This is a genomic window from Synechococcus sp. SynAce01 (assembly GCF_001885215.1).
Lineage (GTDB): Bacteria > Cyanobacteriota > Cyanobacteriia > PCC-6307 > Cyanobiaceae > Regnicoccus > Regnicoccus frigidus.
Window position 1 is genome coordinate 1,975,938 of sequence record NZ_CP018091.1, and the last position, 14,250, is coordinate 1,990,187.

Sequence of the window (14,250 nt, forward strand, 5' to 3'; positions counted from 1 at the left end):
TTGGGCATGGCGTCGGGGGTGTGCAGGAGGGCTTTGTCTGCCAAGTATGGGAACGGCGGCTCAGTCGAGCGTCTGCTGGACCGCTGCTGCAGCGTCTTCGCCGCTGCGCACCGCCCCCTCGAAAAATCCTGGCCAGCGCTCGGCCACCTCGGTGCCCGCCCAGAACACCTGGCCATGGGGCCGGCGCAGGGCATCGCCGCAACGGCTCCACAGCCCCGGCGGCATCCAGGCGGCATAGGCGCCGCCCACGAACGGCATGGTCGGCCAGTCCTTGACCACAAAGGCCGCCGGAGTCAGGGCCTGCGGCCCCAGATAGGCAGCCAGATCGCCGAGCACCGCCTGCTTCTGCTCCGCTTCGTCCAGCTTTGCCCAGCGCTGGTAGCGATGGCCCACCACGAAGGCGGCCAGCACTCCCCAACCGCTTTGGGGATCGGAACTGTCGGCGCAGAGTTCCACCCAGGGGCGATCACCGATGGCGATTCCCGAGAGCCCCAGCTTGCGCCACCAGGGGCTGGTGTACACCACCAGCATTTTGGCGCAGGCGCCCATCGCCATCTCCCGCTGTAGTTCCAGGCGGTCGGCGGGCAGTTCCGGCATGAAGTGCAGGCGAGCGGCCATCGCCGGCGGCATCGCCACGATCGCGGCACGGCAGGGGTAGTGCGCTCGGTCGGTCTGGACCAGAACCGGGTGAGCGGCCCCAGCTCCTGGGAGTTCGCCCTCGCGCTGGTCCTGAACCACGCTTTGCAGCACGGCCCGCACCGGCTCGCCCAGCCGCACCACCCCCTCGCCCAGTTGCGTGGCCAGCAGGGCCGGTAGCTGGCCGGCGCCGCCATGCAGCAGCTCCTGTTCGGGCTGCTCGCCCTGGGAGGCGGTGCGCTGGCCCCAGAGCACATGCAACAGCGACACCTGCTCGGGCTCCGCTGGGCCGAGGAAGCCGACGGCGCGGCAGAAATAGGCGAAATACCAGGCGGCGAAGGGGGTGTGGGAGTGGGCGTCGATCCAGTCCTGGAAGCTGAGCTGATCGAGTTCAGCGGCGGCGGGATGGTGGTGGGGGTGACCTTCGGGCAATTGGGCCACCAGCTCCTCGAAGCGCGCCAGGGCCGCCATGGCGTCGTTCCAGTCGGCAGTCGGCACTGCCGGTGGCTGGCCTTCGGCAAAGCCCTGGAAGAACCCGGCGAAGCTGCAGCGGCTTTCGCCGAACACCAGCACGGTCTTGCCGCTATGGGGCGATTCGAAGCGGCGAATGCCGTGGCGATCGAGCAGGGCCTGCATGCGGCTCTGGCTGGGGCCCACCCACTGGCCGCCCAGGTCGATCCAGGGGTTCTGCTGTCCGGACAAGCTGCCACCGATCTCCCCACCAGCCAGCTGCAACCGCTGGCCGACCATGCGCCCGCCGAGCTCAGGGGCTGCCTCGATCAGGCGCACCGAGCGGCCGGCCACCTGCAGCGCCCGGGCCGCCACCAGGCCGGCGAGACCGGCGCCCAGCACCACCACATCAACGAGGCTCTCGCTGGGCGGCTCGGGGTTGTTCCGTGTCACCGCATCGCTGGGCCAGGCTCCCCAGATTGCCCGATGCTCTCGGCCATGCAGGCCGCGAAGGCTGCCGCAGGATCGCTGGCCTCACGGATCGGCCTGCCGATCACCAGCAAGCTGGCGCCGGCCGCCAGGGCTTGATGGGGTCCCATCACCCGGGCCTGGTCGCCGGCCGCGCTTCCCCTCGGGCGGATGCCGGGTGTCACCAGCAGGAAGGGGCGGGGGTGACTGGCCCGCAGCCGCCCCACTTCATGGGCGGAGCAGACGGCACCGCCCACACCGGCGGCCACCGCCAGGGCCGCGAGGCGTGAGCTGTGGCGCTCCAGGGGCTCGCCAACAGCCAGTTCATCTCGAAAGCGATCGGGCTCCCAGCTGGTGAGCACGGTCACGGCCAGCAGGGTGGGAGCGGGCAATCCCGCTTGCGCCGCTCCGGCCACCGCCGCCGCCTGGGCCGCCGCCAGTGCCTGGCTGCCGGCCGCAGCGTGCACCGTGATCAGCTCCGCTCCCAGGCGGGCGGCGCTGCCCACAGCCCCGGCCATGGTGGCTGGGATGTCGTGGAATTTCAGATCCAGAAACACCCGCAGGCCGCGGCGGCGCAGCTCAATGACGAGCGCCGGCCCGCAGGCGATGAACAACTCCAGGCCCACCTTCACCCAGCGCAGCTCGGGCAGGCGATCCACCAGCGCCAGGGCCAAGGCGGCCTCTGGGTAATCGAGCGCCACGATGATTCGATCAGCGGCATCTCCGCCCAACTTTGGGATCACAGGGGGTTCACCGACCGCTGCTCAGATTAAAGATCCCAGCCCGTCAGGTACCAATCAGCCGCCGGAACGTTTTCTTGCCGAGCTGCAGCACCTTGCCGTCCAGTTCGGCGGCGGCGAAGGCCTGGAGCGGGTCGCTGAGTTTGTCGCCATCGAGCCGTACCGCACCCCCCTGGATCTGCCGCCGGGCCTCGCCGCCGCTGGCGCAAAGCCCCAGCTCGCGCAGCAGGGCAAAGGCCTCAATGGGGAACTCCACCGCCGCCAGTGAAACCTCCGGCACGGTCGCCTCTGCCGTACCGGCTGAACCCAGCGCGCCTGCAGCCTTGCCACTGCCTGCGGCTACCAAGGCCGCGGCATCGGCCTGGGCCGCCAGCGCCGCAGCCTGGCCATGGCGGCCGGCGGTGATCGCCAGGGCCATCGCCTTCTGGCGCTCCCGTCCGCCGGTCGGCAGCTCGGTGAGGTTCAGCCCGGTGAGCAGGGTGAGGTACTCATCCACCACCGCATCGGGCAGTTTCTCCAGCTTCGAATACATCGAGAGCGGGTCGTCACAGAGGCCCACGGTGTTGCCCAGGCTCTTGCTCATCTTCTGCACCCCATCAAGCCCCGGCAGGATCGGCAGCAACGCCCCGAACTGGGGTCGCTGGCCGAAATGGCGCTGCAGATCGCGGCCCATCGCCACATTGAATTTCTGGTCGGTACCGCCCAGCTCCAGGTCGGAGCGCACCGCCACCGAGTCGTAGCCCTGCAGCAGCGGGTAGAGGAACTCGTGCAGGCTGATCGGCGTGCCGGAGCTGTAGCGGTTGGCGAACTCCTCTTTGGCCAGCATCTGCCCCACCGTGGCGGTGCCCAGCAGCTCGATCACCTTGGCCAGATCCAGGCCGGCGAGCCATTCGCTGTTGCGGCGTACCTCCAGCCGGCCGGGGGTCTGGAAATCCAACAGGGCGTGCTCCGGCGGCTGGCCCTGGCCCAGCTGGGCCAGGTAGGTGGCGGCGTTGGCGTCCACGGCGTCGGCGCCCAGCTGCACCCGGGTGGCGCTCTTGCCGCTGGGATCGCCGATGCGGGCGGTGAAATCGCCGATGATCAGAACGGCGGTGTGGCCGGCGTCCTGGAACGCCCGCAACTTGCGAAACAGGATGCTGTGGCCGAGATGGATGTCGCTGCCGGTGGGGTCGATGCCCAACTTGATCCGCAGGGGCCGGCCGGCTTGCTCTGCTTCGGCGAGCCGCGCCCCCATGATTTGATCAGGATCGCCCCCCCGTCCATTGGGAAACAGATCGGCCAAGCCCCTCTCCAGCCACGGCGGCAAGCCAAACCCCTGCCTCTGCGGCGCCCCCACCATCTGGCCCTGTCTCTCTTTGCCGGCGATCGTAGGCAGCGACCCTGCTGACCTCCCCGGCTCGCTCAGCCATGGGCAGGTTCAGCCTTCAGCGCCCAGCTCCCGCTTCATCCGCTCCAGGGTTTGGTTCATCTGGCTGAACATCTGCTCGGGTGTCATGCCGAACTGGCCGAGCTGGGTGCGCAGCTGCTCCACGGTGAGCTTGGCCTGGAAATCCTCGGAGAGCTCGAAGCGTTTCATGAACACCCGGTAGCGATCCATCAGCGTTTCCATCCGCTCGATGAACAATTTCTTGCCTTCCCGGTCGAACTTGCCGTAGTCGCCCCCGAGCTGGGTGAGCTGCTGGTAGTCGCCGAACAGGCGTTTGGCCTCGTCCTGAACGATCTCGGATTCGAAGAACCCCATGGAAGCGGCTAGCCGTGGTGCAATAGGAGCGATTCTGGGCGGCACCTGGCTTGGGCGGGAGTGCGGATTGACGTAATCGAGCCGCCACTACCGCTAACTTCGGGCCAGTTGTGCGTTTGGGCGAGTGCCGCCATGGCCAAGGGGCAGTGGTTGGATGCGCTGGCCCGCCGCCTGCTGGTGGCGACCGGACAGTTGCCGGCCCCGGCCGCCCGTGCAAACAACCCGGCTGGCCCAAAGACACCGGCCAGCGCCGCGGGCCTAGCGGGTGCCGATGAGATCGAGCGGGATCTGCTGGCTTTGAAGCTGGCCCAGGATCCGGACCTGCGGCTGCGCAACGCCGATGAGGTTGGTCAGCTGGCTGCCCTGGGTTGGCATCTGGATGTGAACAGGGCCACGGCCGCCGACTGGCTGCGCCTGCCCGGCATCACTCCTAATCAGGTGGACCTGCTGTTGCGGCTGCAGGCCGGAGGCGTTCAACTCAGCGGCATCGACGACCTGCAACGGGTGCTGGGCCTCCAGCCCGCCGAGGTGCACTGTTGGGAGCCCCTGCTGGCGTTCCGCTGGTACGGCGATAGCCCCCGCGACGGTTTGCTGGCCCTCGATCTCAACCGCGCCAGCACAGCCCAGCTGCAGGCTCAGCTGGGCCTGGATCCGGAGCGTGGTCAGCGGCTGGTGCGCGAGCGGGGCCGCGGCCCGTTCCAGGACCTGGCCGATCTGCAGCAACGGCTGCAGCTTCCCGCTGACCTGGTCGAAGGCCTGATTGGCAAGGTGAGCTTCGGTAAGGGGCCTTTGGGGCCGGAGCTGCCCCGGCGGCGATGACAAACTCCGCTCGACAGGGGGAGCTGTTCCCGGCGGGTGCCGGCAGCGGTGATGGACCCGGCGCGGCCGTTTCTGCCCTGCTGCCGCTGCGGCAGCGGCAATTGCTCGCTTGGCAAAATCGCTTGGCCAGCTTCCAGCAGCCGCTGTTCAAGGCACTGGGGACCCACCACCAGGCCCCGGGAGAGGCCAGTCAGGGGCAGCTGTTCGCCACGGGACGGCCTGGCATGGGCCCCGATCCTGCTGCTCTGGCTGCCCACTTCAACCCGCTGGCCCTCACCCCCCAGAGCCTGCAGTTCTGGCGCTGGCCGCAGCAGGCTCAGAACGGGGCGGCGCTCTATGTGGTGATTGACCAGCCGCCCCACCTCAACATCCCTTTGCTGCTGTACATCGGCGAAACCTCGCGGGCCGATCTGCGCTGGAAGGGCGACCATGACTGCAAGACCTACCTGGCGGCCTACGGCGAGGCCCTGCAGCAGGCCCAACTCAAGAGCCTGGCCAGCATCCGCTTCTGGGCGGACGTGCCGGTCGCGGCAAGGGCGCGCCAAGTCCTTGAGCAGGCGCTGATCCGCCGCTGGCAGCCCCCGTTCAACAAGGAAACGCGCCAACGCTGGGCGACGCCCTTCACCAGCGACCTCGGCTGAAACCCGTCCAGGGCAGGCCGTGGAGCCTGGCTACGATCGCGGCCTCAAGATTTGCGCCCCCCCATGGAGTTTCGCTGCACGCCCGTCTCGCTGAGCGACTGGGGCGGTGACACCCTGGCGGTGGGTCTGGCCCAGGACGATCACGGACCGTTGCAACAGGCCCTGGAAGCCCGCTTCGGCCCCGATCTGAGCGCCCTGCTGGAGCAGCGCCGCTTCAAGGGCAAAGCCGGCGATGTTCTCACCTTCACCCTGTTGGGCCAGGCACCGGCCCAGTTGATCGTGGTGGGGCTAGGGGAGGCGCAGGCTGGCGATGTCGCCGGTCTGCGCAGTGCCGCTGCAGCGATCGCCAGGGCAGCGGCAGCCTGTAAAGCCTCCGATCTCGGCATCGCCCTGCCCAGCGACGGACTCGATCCCAAGGCCGCGGCCCAGGCGATCGCCGAGGCGGTGCGGCTCACCCTCTATGCCGACCAGCGCTTCAAAAGCGAAGTCGAACCCGCTGCGGTGCCGGGCTCGATCAGCCTGTTGGGGCTGCCGGAGTCGGCCCAGGCCGGTCTGGATGGCCTGGGGGCGATCTGCAGCGGCGTGGAGCTGGCCCGCCAGCTGGTGGCGGCGCCGCCCAATGTGGTCACGCCCCAGGCCTTGGCCGACACCGCGGCCGAGATCGCCGGCACCTATGGCCTGGAGCTGAAGGTGCTGGAGCGCGCCGACTGTGAAGCTCTCGGCATGGGCGCTTATCTGGGCGTGTCCCAGGGCTCCGCGTTGCCGCCGAAGTTCATCCATCTCACCTACCGGCCCGTTGACGGGGCCAGCCGCCGGCTGGTGTTGATCGGCAAGGGGGTGACCTTCGATTCCGGCGGCTACAACCTCAAGACCGGTGGCTCCCAGATCGAGATGATGAAGTACGACATGGGCGGCAGTGCCGCCGTGCTCGGAGCCGCCCGGGCCATCGCCGAGCTCAAGCCAGACGGTGTGGAGGTGCACGTGATCGTGGCGGCCTGCGAAAACATGATCAGTGGCGAGGCCATCCACCCCGGCGACATCCTGACGGCCTCCAACGGCAAGACGATCGAAGTGAACAACACCGATGCCGAAGGCCGGCTCACCCTGGCCGATGCCCTCGTCTACGCCAGCGGGCTCCAGCCTGATGCGGTGGTGGATCTGGCCACCCTCACCGGGGCCTGCGTGATTGCCCTGGGTAACGAGATCGCCGGCCTCTGGTCGCCCAGCGATGGCCTCGCCGACGCCCTGCTCGAAGCCGGACGCCTCGGCGGTGAGCAGTTCTGGAGGATGCCGCTGCAGGCCTCCTACAAGGAGGGGCTCAAGAGCCCCGTGGCCGACCTCAAGAACACCGGGCCAAGGGCAGGCGGCTCCATCACCGCCGCTCTGTTCCTGCAGGATTTCATCGAAGCAGGACCGGCCTGGGCCCACCTGGACATCGCCGGCACGGTCTGGAGTGACAAGGGGCGGGGGCTGGATCCAGCCGGTGCCACGGGGTTCGGCGTGCGCACCCTTGTCGAGTGGGTAAGCCAGGGAGGACCCGCTTAAAGTTGGCCCCAACGCCTGACCGCAACGCATGGCCGTTCAGAAGATCCGCTGGTACCTCAGCGCCCAGCTCGGAGTGCTGCTGTTGCCGTCGGGGATCTGTCTCGTCGGTGAGGCGATCACCCGGCGAACCTTGCAGGAAGTCGCCCTGCTCAATCAGATGGTCTCGCCGGCCGGGCCCTGGTTCTGGTACGGAACGTTTGGTCTGATCTGTGTGACAGCCGGGGTGGGTCTGATGGTGGAAAGTGGGTTGCTGCGCGGCTATCCGCGCCAGGGGCGTATGCCAACCAGCACACCTGGCCGCTAACGAGCCGCTAGGCAGCCACTTGCTCCAGGCCCTGCATCAGGCTGGCTTCGGGGGCTTCCAGTTCGTGGATCTGCCAGCTCACCCGCTCGCCGAAACCGGCCAGCCGGCGATCGAGATCATCGGCCGCATGCTTGGGGCTGGCGAAGGGACCGATGTGGCGGGTCACCAGACCATCGCGAATCGTCAGTAAATACATCTGCAACCTCCTTCCCATCCACCCAGCGTAGGCTCAAATCCCCTGCCTAGGCAGGGCCTGGAGCAGGCCAGAAACCTGGGAACCCGTTGCCCATGAAGTGATCAGTGATCCTTCTCTGCAAGCGGCTGGTTCAACCCTGGGTAGCCTTCAGGACTTCTGCTCAGGCCATGGCACAGAGGTTCGAGCTTTTGAGCCCCAGATCTGATTGAGCCGCTGATCGCGTCCGCATGACCAGCGGTAATAGTTGTATTTGAGCTTGTTTTGGCGGGCGTAGTTCTGGTGATAGGTCTCGGCTGGCCAGAACTTGCTGAGCGGTCGGATCTGCACCCGTATCGCGGCTGCTTTCTGGTCCAGTTCCCTGCCCGCTGCCTGCAGGCTGGCGAGGGCCTGCTCCTGCTGACGTGTGCCGCTGGTGAAGATCGCCGGGCGGTAGGAGGCACCACGGTCACAGAACTGGCCGCCACCATCGAGGGGATCGACGTTGCGCCAGAACGCCCGCAGCAGGGTGGGATAGCTGATCTGGTCGGTCTCGAAGCGCACCTGCACGCTCTCGAGATGGCCGGTTCCACCGGCGGTCACCTGGCGATAGGTGGGGTTGTCTTTGGACCCACCGCTGTAGCCACTGACCGCATCGACCACTCCGGGGAGCACCTCAAGGTCGTGCTCCAGGCACCAGAAGCAACCACCGGCGAACACTGCCTCCTCGATCACGGCTTGAGCCGGCGCTGCGGAAATCAGCAGGACGACCAGACCTAAGAGCAGACCACGCACAAGCCCAGACCAGCGCAGGGCACCGGAGTGGCTGGTCTGCTGATTCGTCATGGCCGGCTCAGAACTGGTGGTGGGGAAGGTTGTCCGATCATCTTGCAGGGCTGTCAACTCCGGTGGGAGAGGGGGGCGACGGCTTTTCGAGGTTCGGGGGTCTCGGGCAGATGGTCGAGGATTTCGTTGGCCGCCCTGGCGGTGACACCCGGTTCGCCCAGGCACTTCCGCAGCCGGCGGTAGCCATCCAGCATCCGCTCGCGCGCTGGGCCGGGATCCAGGAGTGGCAGGGCGGCCGCCACCACCGCCTCGGCACTGAAGCTGTCCTGGAGCAACTCCGGAACGAGCCGCTCAGAGAGCACCAGATTCACCGGTGAGATGTGATCGACGCGGAAGTGAAGAAGATGGTGGGCGGCCCAGGCTGTGGGGCGGCTGACGCGGTATCCGACCACTTGGGGCACCCCGCGCAGGGCCAGCTCCAAATTCACAGTCCCTGACTTTGTCAGGGCGAGGTCGGCGGCGGCAGAGAGGACCGGCCGCAGGCGGTCCGCCGCTGCGGCGGGCACCACCTCACCCCGGACGCCAGCCTGACGCAGCAGGGCGGCCAGCGGGGCTTCGAATGCCGCCTGGCCCGCCGGCACTATCACCCGCAGGCCAGGGCGCTGGCGCTGCAGTTCAGCCGCCGCTGCCGCCAGGGTGGGCACCAGATAGCGCATCTCCTGGCTGCGGGAAGCGGGCAGCAGCAGCAGCAATGTTTCGCCTGCCGCCAGGCCCAGTTGCTGGCGGGCCTCCTCCCGGCTGGGTTGCTCGCTGAGCGTGTCGAGCAGGGGGTGGCCCACCCAGGTCACGTCGGCTCCCCGCTCGGCGTAGAAGCGCGCTTCTTCCGGAAAGATCGCCAGGATGCGATCGGTGAAGCCGATCAGCCGGGTGCTGCCGCCCTCACCGATGCGGAACGCCCATTCCTGGGGTGCGATGTAGTACGTGATCGACACCTTCGGCAGCCGGCGTCTGAGGGTGAGCCCCAGGCTGACATTGGCTCCCATGTAATCGATCAGCACCACACCATCGGGCGGGGTCTGGCGCAGCAGCCGGCCCACCCGCCGCTGCAGGCGCAGGGTGGGCAGCACCAACGGCAGCGCTTCCCACAGCCCCATCGCCCCCATCGGTGCGGTGTTCGCCAGCAGCCGGGCCCCGGCCCGTTCCATGCGCTCGCCGCCTAAGGCCAGGATCTCCAGCGGCAGTCCGCGCCGGGCGGCTTCGGCATGGAGGGCCTGGATCAGCAGCCCGCCTTGGAGATCCCCGGACACCTCGCCGGTGCTGATCAGCAGCCTGGCCATCAGCGGTGGTGGGGCAGGGGGCCGCGCCGTCCTGCGGTGATCGAGGCCTCAAGAAAGCTGCAGAGCTCTTCGGCGGCCGGCAACAGGTGGTCTTGGCGGATGCGGGCCAGGGCTTGCACCAGCACCTGATCGCCGCGGTACAGGCGGTTCCAGACCTCCTGCAATTGCTTCAGTTCGGCACCATCGGCGCGGTCTGAGAGCCCGCTGCGGCGCAGGCCGATCCGGTTGAGCCCTCGCAGCCGCCCCGGATGGCCCTCAACGATCGCGAAGGGAGGCACATCGCGGTCGATGCGGCTCATCCCACCCACCATCGCCAGCTTGCCGATGTGGACGAACTGATGAATGCCCAGCACCCCACCGATCACGGCCCGATCGCCAATCACCACGTGGCCGGCGATCGCCACACTGTTGGCCACCACAATCCCATCGGCCAGCTCACAGTTGTGGCCCACATGGCAATACGCCATCAGCAGATTGCCGCTGCCCAGTACGGTCTGCTCGCCATCGGCGGTGGCCCGATTGATCGTGACGCATTCGCGAATGGTGTTGTCGTTGCCGAGCACCACTTCGGTGGGGGCGCCGCTGTACTTGAGATCCTGGGGTTCAAGTCCGATGCAGGCGCCAGGAAAGATGCGATTGCGCGCGCCCATGTGCACCCGCCCTTCGATCACCACGTGGGGGCCGATTTTGCTGCCGGGGCCGATCTGCACGTCCGGGCCGATCACGGCAAACGGTCCGATTTCCACCCCACTGGCCAACTTGGCGTGGGGGTCCACCAAGGCAGTGGGATGGATCGATGTTTCCACGGCTGCGCTGGTCATTGGCTCAGTCCACCAGCGAGAACAGCAGGTCTCCGGAACACACGCGTTGTCCGTCCACCGTGACCTCGCCCTTCACTTTGCCGAAGCGCTGGCGTTTGAGCGATAGGAGTTCGCAGCTGATCCGCAACTGATCGCCCGGCACCACCGGCCGACGAAAGCGCACACCATCGATTCCAGCAAAGACGAACAGGCCCTTGGGCAGTTCGGGCATCTGCACGAGGATCAAGCCGCCAACCTGGGCCATCGCCTCAACGATCAACACCCCGGGCATCATCGGCCGGCCAGGGAAATGGCCCTGGAACTGGGGTTCGTTGAGGGTGACGTTCTTGATGGCCACGGCACGCTTACCGGGCTCATGTTCGATCAGCCGGTCGACGAGGGCAAAGGGGTAACGGTGCGGCAACAGATTGAGGATCTGCTCACTGGTCAGCAGAGGAGTGCCGGCGAGGGAAACGGTCAACGGGCTTCAGGCAGGTCGGATTGTGCAGCCAGGGCCGCCGCCAGAGCGGTGTGCAGCCCATGGGATCCGCGGAAGGCAAACACCTGAGCTCGGGGCAAGCCCACCAGCGCCAGATCGCCCAGCAGGTCCAGCAGCTTATGGCGCACCGGCTCCTGGGCAAATCGCAGCGGTGGATTCAACCACTGCTGGCCATCGCAGACCAGGGCGTTACTGAGGTCGCCGCCCTTGATCAGGCCAGCCTTCTGAAGCTGTTCCACCTGCTCGCGGAAGCCGAAGGTGCGGGCCGGTGCGATCTCGCTCACAAAACTCCGGGGGGTGAGTTCGAGGGAATAGAGCTGCCGGCCGATCGCCGGCTGGCTGAATTCGATCGCCGCGCCGATCCAGGGGCTGGTGCTGGGCAGTGCGGTGGCGAAGCTCTGGCCTTGCTGCAGGGTGATCGGGGCTGAGAGCTCCTGCAGGGGCGCCCGTTCGCCGAGGGTCGTCAGCCCTGCCTCGGCGATCGCCTCCACCCAGGCGAGGGCGGAGCCGTCGAGGAGGGGCACCTCCTCACCGTCCACGAGGATGTCGAGGTGGCTGAGGCCGGTGCCGACGATGGCGGCGAGCAGATGCTCAACGGTGGCCAGACGGCGCTGATCGAACCTGAGCGCCGTGCAGAGCTGGGTTTCGCAGACCTGGGAGGGATGGAGAGGGGTCAGCGCACCACCGGGCTGATTCAGCCAGCCCAACCGGTAGCCGGCCTGGTTGCTTGGCTCCAGGCGCACCTTTGACGTGGTGCCGCTGTGCAGGCCCACGCCCTGGCATTCAAGCGGGGCCGTCAGCGTTAGGGCCTGGGCATAGGTCTCAGGCCAGATCATGCTCAGAATTTCCAGCCAACCCCGAGGTTGAAGCGCCAGTCACCGCTGAAGTCACGGCTGGCCACCTCCAGGCGCAACGGCCCGACCGGCGTTGTCACGATCAGGCCGGTGCCCACCGAGAAGCCACTGCCTGGCTTGTTCAGCAGGCCGCCGGGATTGCCCTGCACATTCGACTGGGTGCCGAAGGTGGTGCCGCCATCGATGAACACTTGCCCGCTGATGATGCTGAACAGGGGAAAGCGGTATTCGATGGTGGCCTCCCCGAAGCTGCTGCCCACACCGAGGTCACAGTCGGAGAAGCCGCGCACGGAGTTCGATCCGCCCAGGCAGAAGGCTTCGTAGGGAGGCAGGTCGCCGATGTTGGTGCCCGCCGTGACCTGAAAGGCCAGGGCCTGTTTGCAATCGGTTGGTTCGCCAGGCTCCGGCCGGCAGCCTCTGTAGAACTTCAACCAGTTCACCGGGATGAAGAAGGAGTAGCTGCCGCGCAGGCGATTGAAGGTAGGGGAATCCGGGCCCACCGAGACGAACTGCTCGGTGCTGACGCTCAGAAAGCTGCCTGAGGTGGGGTTGCGCGGGTCGTTGAGGGTGTTGCGGGTGGCGGCTACACGCAGAGCCACCAACTGGTTGCTGCTGGCGCAATTGAAGGCGACACAGACCACATTCTCGATCGGCGCCTCGTCACCGTCGAAATTGTTGGTGCTCACGCCGAATGGCATGGATTCACCGGCGAAGTTGATCGGCCTCACTTCCTGGGCACTCGCCCCCAGCACGATGTTCCACATCGCCCGCTTGAACGGGTCGCCGCTATTGAGAGGCCGCACGAACTGGATGTTGCCACCCACCCGCTGGATCGCGATCGAATTGCCGTCGTAGTCAAACCAGCTGTTCCCTGGGGATTCGTCTTCGGCCTCATTGACGGAATCGAAGCGACGGCCTTCCGGGTTGCTCCTGGAGTTGATGTTGTAAGCAACGCTCGTGCTCGGAGCTTCGTAGAAGTCCGAGGCGGTGTTGATGTTGCCGTTGTCCTGGCTTTGATAGATCTGGGGAACGTCCCGACTGATGAACAACCGGGCCCGGAAGGCTGTGCGGTACTTGTCGCCTTTGATCCAGGGATCCGTGAACGAGATATCGGCCAGGCCGCCGAACTGCCCGTAGGTGAAGTTGACCGACATATCCCAGGCGCGGCCGATCAGGTTGGTGTCCTGGAGCTGAATTTGGCCGAAAACCCCCTGGCTCTGGCTGTAGCCGAGACCCCCTGAGAGAGAGCCAGTGGACTGCTCGACCATCCCCAGCACAATCACCACCTCGCCTGGCGTGGCAGGAACCGGCCGCAGAGTCACCTTGACATCGCCGAACAGGCCGGTGCCGTAAAGGCGCTTGATGTCTTCCTCGAGGTTGCGGCGGTTGAAGATCTCCCCCGGCTTCGTCGAGATCTCCCTGGTGACCACCCAGGGCTTGGTTTTGCCACGGATCGGTTCGCCCTCGTCGTTGGTGGCCGAACCCTCCCTGTTGAGAAATTGCACCTCCACCCCCTGGACGGTGCCTTCGCGAACGGTCAGTTCCACCACCCCCTCCGGGCTGACCCGACTCGGTCCAGTGATCCTGGCGAGCGAATAGCCCTGGTCCGAGTACCAGGTCTGCAACTCCTGCACGCGGGCCTGCAGGGTGTTGAGGTTGAGGGTCCTGTCGAAGTCGGCGGCGAAGGTGTCTTCGAGAACCTCCGGGGGAAGCTTGATGTCAGCTGTGCTGAACTCCACCTTCTGGAGCACGGGGTTGGCCGTGGCGATCACCACCAGTTGCACGCCGAGCGGGCCGTCCACCGGTTGGATGCGCACATCCGAAAACCAGCCGCTGGCATAGATGGCGGCGAGATCGGTCTGAAGCTCAGAACGGGAGACGCGGCTGCCGGGTCGGACCACCATGGCGTCGTAGACGGCCAGCTCCAGCCGTTCCGCCTCGGGGTGGCCATCAAGACCCTCGACCACGACCTCACTGATCAGCACCTTCGGCTCAGTTGGGCTCTCGGGCGCCAGGCTGCCCGGGCCTGGCGTGAGCGGGGCTGTTTGGGGCGGAGAGACCGGAATGGTGGTGTCCACTCCTGCTGGAGCCTCTGGCTGGCCTTCAAGCAGCTCTGCTGGCTCAGGGGTTGGCTCAGGGGCCTGGTCCGCATCGAGCGGGTCAGGCTGGCTCGATTGGGGCTCAGTGGATTCGGGTTCGCTTGCTTCGGCCTCAGGCGCCAGGGCTTCAGGCGTTAAGGCTTCAGGCTCCTCGGGTTGGGCCTGGGCGAGTTCGGCTTGGCTCTGGGCCGGATCGCCCTGGGCCTGAACCCGCGCCGGTGCCAGCAGCGAACAGAAAGCCAGCAGTGGCAGGGCCGCCATCAGGCCGACAGTGCCGTGCCGACGGATCCACCCAGAGAGGGAATCGGTGCTCGGGGCGTTGCGGGTGCCACCCATGATTCTCCGAGGCAATACGGCTA

General features: G+C 66.9%; 15 protein-coding genes. 4 read left to right on the forward strand and 11 right to left on the reverse strand.

Annotation, left to right across the window (positions count from 1 at the left end; all coding sequences use genetic code 11):
- Positions 1-60: 60 nt before the first annotated feature.
- From BM449_RS10325 to BM449_RS10340, 4 genes are all read right to left on the reverse strand, one after another.
- Entirely contained in the window at positions 61-1,539 is a 1,479-nt protein-coding gene (locus BM449_RS10325; RefSeq protein ID WP_071801144.1) for an FAD-dependent oxidoreductase, read from the reverse strand.
- On the reverse strand, positions 1,536-2,297 hold the full coding sequence (gene pyrF / locus BM449_RS10330) for an orotidine-5'-phosphate decarboxylase (protein WP_071801145.1): 762 nt from the start codon (positions 2,295-2,297) through the stop codon (positions 1,536-1,538). The genes BM449_RS10325 and pyrF overlap by 4 nt, the downstream gene beginning before the upstream one ends.
- 43 nt (positions 2,298-2,340) lie before the next feature.
- A complete protein-coding gene (gene tyrS / locus BM449_RS10335; RefSeq protein WP_071801146.1) occupies positions 2,341-3,633 on the reverse strand; it encodes a tyrosine--tRNA ligase in 1,293 nt (430 codons plus the stop codon).
- 78 nt (positions 3,634-3,711) lie between these two features.
- Complete coding sequence (locus BM449_RS10340; protein ID WP_071801147.1) at positions 3,712-4,035, reverse strand: DUF1825 family protein; 324 nt, start codon at positions 4,033-4,035, stop codon at positions 3,712-3,714.
- 132 nt (positions 4,036-4,167) lie between these two features.
- Here BM449_RS10340 and BM449_RS10345 point away from each other — a divergent pair, with 132 nt between their 5' ends.
- The 4 genes from BM449_RS10345 to BM449_RS10360 all read left to right on the forward strand — a co-directional run bounded on the left by BM449_RS10345 (position 4,168) and on the right by BM449_RS10360 (position 7,344).
- Positions 4,168-4,854, forward strand: a complete 687-nt coding sequence (locus BM449_RS10345) for a type II secretion system protein GspK (protein ID WP_071801148.1) — start codon at positions 4,168-4,170, stop codon at positions 4,852-4,854.
- Positions 4,851-5,495: a hypothetical protein gene (locus BM449_RS10350; RefSeq protein ID WP_071801149.1), complete on the forward strand. Its 645-nt coding sequence runs from the start codon at positions 4,851-4,853 to the stop codon at positions 5,493-5,495. Before BM449_RS10345 ends, BM449_RS10350 begins: the two co-directional genes overlap by 4 nt.
- Positions 5,496-5,558: 63 nt before the next feature.
- Positions 5,559-7,040 (forward strand): leucyl aminopeptidase, encoded by a 1,482-nt coding sequence (locus BM449_RS10355; RefSeq protein WP_071801150.1) that lies wholly within the window; start codon positions 5,559-5,561, stop codon positions 7,038-7,040.
- Between the two features lie 28 nt (positions 7,041-7,068).
- Positions 7,069-7,344: a hypothetical protein gene (locus BM449_RS10360; RefSeq protein WP_071801151.1), complete on the forward strand. Its 276-nt coding sequence runs from the start codon at positions 7,069-7,071 to the stop codon at positions 7,342-7,344.
- Between the two features lie 7 nt (positions 7,345-7,351).
- Here BM449_RS10360 and BM449_RS10365 read toward each other — a convergent pair whose 3' ends face one another.
- The 7 genes from BM449_RS10365 to BM449_RS10395 all read right to left on the reverse strand — a co-directional run bounded on the left by BM449_RS10365 (position 7,352) and on the right by BM449_RS10395 (position 14,227).
- Positions 7,352-7,540, reverse strand: a complete 189-nt coding sequence (locus BM449_RS10365) for a hypothetical protein (protein ID WP_071801152.1) — start codon at positions 7,538-7,540, stop codon at positions 7,352-7,354.
- A 147-nt stretch (positions 7,541-7,687) separates the two neighbouring features.
- Positions 7,688-8,362, reverse strand: coding sequence for a peptide-methionine (S)-S-oxide reductase MsrA (gene msrA / locus BM449_RS10370; protein ID WP_071801153.1), 675 nt, complete (start codon positions 8,360-8,362; stop codon positions 7,688-7,690).
- A gap of 53 nt (positions 8,363-8,415) precedes the next feature.
- Complete coding sequence (gene lpxB / locus BM449_RS10375) at positions 8,416-9,639, reverse strand: lipid-A-disaccharide synthase (protein WP_071801154.1); 1,224 nt, start codon at positions 9,637-9,639, stop codon at positions 8,416-8,418.
- Complete coding sequence (gene lpxA / locus BM449_RS10380; RefSeq protein ID WP_071801155.1) at positions 9,639-10,460, reverse strand: acyl-ACP--UDP-N-acetylglucosamine O-acyltransferase; 822 nt, start codon at positions 10,458-10,460, stop codon at positions 9,639-9,641. Before lpxA ends, lpxB begins: the two co-directional genes overlap by 1 nt.
- A 4-nt stretch (positions 10,461-10,464) precedes the next feature.
- Positions 10,465-10,920, reverse strand: coding sequence for a 3-hydroxyacyl-ACP dehydratase FabZ (gene fabZ, locus BM449_RS10385; RefSeq protein WP_233830655.1), 456 nt, complete (start codon positions 10,918-10,920; stop codon positions 10,465-10,467).
- Positions 10,917-11,774: a UDP-3-O-acyl-N-acetylglucosamine deacetylase gene (gene lpxC, locus BM449_RS10390; RefSeq protein ID WP_071801156.1), complete on the reverse strand. Its 858-nt coding sequence runs from the start codon at positions 11,772-11,774 to the stop codon at positions 10,917-10,919. Before lpxC ends, fabZ begins: the two co-directional genes overlap by 4 nt.
- Positions 11,775-11,776: 2 nt before the next feature.
- Positions 11,777-14,227: a BamA/TamA family outer membrane protein gene (locus tag BM449_RS10395; protein ID WP_071801157.1), complete on the reverse strand. Its 2,451-nt coding sequence runs from the start codon at positions 14,225-14,227 to the stop codon at positions 11,777-11,779.
- Between the last annotated feature and the right edge of the window lie 23 nt (positions 14,228-14,250).